1 protein-coding gene and 1 pseudogene are annotated in these 1,970 nt (G+C 60.6%); one reads left to right on the plus strand and one right to left on the minus strand.

Translation table 11 applies throughout. The features are described 5' to 3' along the window. Window positions 1–82 precede the first annotated feature (82 nt). Entirely contained in the window at window positions 83–730 is a 648-nt protein-coding gene (locus FQ185_RS30015) for a hydrolase (RefSeq protein ID WP_149420599.1), read from the minus strand. A 178-nt stretch (window positions 731–908) separates the two neighbouring features. Between FQ185_RS30015 and FQ185_RS30020 the strand changes: the two are divergent. Then, window positions 909–1,836 (plus strand): annotated as a pseudogene (locus FQ185_RS30020) (LysR family transcriptional regulator). Window positions 1,837–1,970: the final 134 nt, after the last annotated feature.

The following is a 1,970-nucleotide window of genomic DNA, read 5'->3' on the forward strand; positions in this document are numbered from 1 at the left end:
ACCAAAAGAAGACGTTTGGAGTAGGGGAAAATAAAGGCAGCGCCCACTTTCGCGAGCGCCATCTTCATCAACTGCCCGCTAATCAGGCCTTCGTGTCCGCCTCATCCAGAGCCTTTTCAGCGTTGAACCCGTCGAAGTTCTCGAACACGCCCAGAAAGCCCGGCACGGTCACTTCTCGCGCCCAGTCGCGCTGTAGTTCGCAGTACATTTGCACCCGGCTGATGAGCTTCGCGCCCGCCTGTTCCATTCTGCGCAACGCCGCCTCGTGTGCGGCGAGCGATGTGCCGCCAACCGCATCGACCGGCACATAAACTTCATAGCCTTCCTGGATCGCGTCGAGCACCGGGAATGTCAGGCAGGCTTCGGTCCAGAGCGCAGTCATGATGAGCTTCTTGCGCCCGAGCGCCTTGACTGCCTGCTTGAATTCCGTGTCCTCCCAGCTGTTGATCGAGGTGCGGTCATAGGTCGGCAGATGGCCGAGCACCTCTTGCAGCTCCTGAATCGGCGGCTTGTTGCGGCCGGTCGCGACATTGACGGTCGAGTGGATGATCGGAAGGTTGTAGTTGAGCGCCGCCCTGGCGACGCTGGTGATGTTGAAGACGAGTTCATCACGCGGCATCGAGCGGATCGAAGAAACCTGAACAGGCTGATAATCGATGATGATCAACGCCGAATTTTCCGGGGTTAGTAGCTGATCGGTATCGGGGTTGCGGGGAGTCTCGCTTGCCATTGGCAAATCCTTTTCATGGGTGACGCACGTTTGTGAAAAGGCCGGAGCCTGTGCGACTGATGGATTCCGAGACACGTGCGAATGATGCCGTGCCTGGAAAATCCATTGTGCTGTTCCCATGTTCGATGCAGTAGTAGCATTGCGCGACGTGCTGTGTCGCGAAAAGGGGAACGCAAGAATGGATATCGAAGAACTACAGACCTTCGTGGAAGTAGCTGATGCCGGGGGCATTTCGCAGGCTGCACTGCGTCTTGGCGTGTCGAAATCGATCGTCAGTCGCCGCCTGGCTCGGCTTGAAACCGAACTGGGCGTGCAACTGCTGGCACGCTCCACTCGCGGGGCGGCACTTACTGAGGCCGGCGCGACGTTCCGGGACTACGCCGCCAGGGTCTGCACCGAGATCGACATCGCCAAGGAAACGATCCTGCCCGCCGGCGCCCGCCGGCGCCCTCCGCGGCCGCTTGCGCGTGGCCGTTCCGCTGTCGTTCGGCCCGACTCACTTCGCCCCGATGCTGGCGGAAATGGCACGTCGTCATCCGGAGCTGCACATCCAGACCTGTTACAGCGATCGCTTCGTTGACCTCATTGCCGAGGGGTACGATTGCGCCATCCGGGTGGGTTATCTGCAGGACTCCAATCTGATCGCAAGGCGGATTGGCCCGGTCTACGGCAAGCTGGTCGCGAGCCCCGACTACATCAAGGCGCACGGCGAACCCGAGACACCGGATGAACTGATCGCCCATCAGGCGCTCATGCAGGGCACCGAAGCCTGGCAATTCATGGATGGCGACAAGATCATCACGGTTCGTCCGCAAGGACGCTTCAAGGCCGACAACGGCACCGCCCTCGTCGCCGCCGCGACCGCAGGCCTCGGTGTTGCCTACCTGCCCGACTGCCTCACCCATGAACACGTGACATCCGGCGCACTGGTGCCGATCATGACAAACCATCCACCCCCTCCAGCCGGTGCCTACATCATCCGCCCGCCTGGTCCGCATCCAGCCCGGAAAATACGTGTGCTCACTGAACTGCTGATCGAGTTCTTCGGCGAAACTCCGCACCTGGCGGTGCAGCCGCTGTCACATCAGGATGATGCGCTGGCGTGAAGCTGAGCAAAGCAGGAGCGACAGACATTCCCCTTTAGCTGCCATTCGCGAAGGGCCGCTTTGGGTCGATGACTGCCCTTGGTGACAGGCAGAAATCGGCCAAAGGCGATCGGACACGAGCGGCTGCTTTTGGC

Source organism: Pseudomonas sp. ANT_H12B, from assembly GCF_008369325.1.
In the GTDB taxonomy this organism is placed as follows: Bacteria; Pseudomonadota; Gammaproteobacteria; order Pseudomonadales; family Pseudomonadaceae; genus Aquipseudomonas.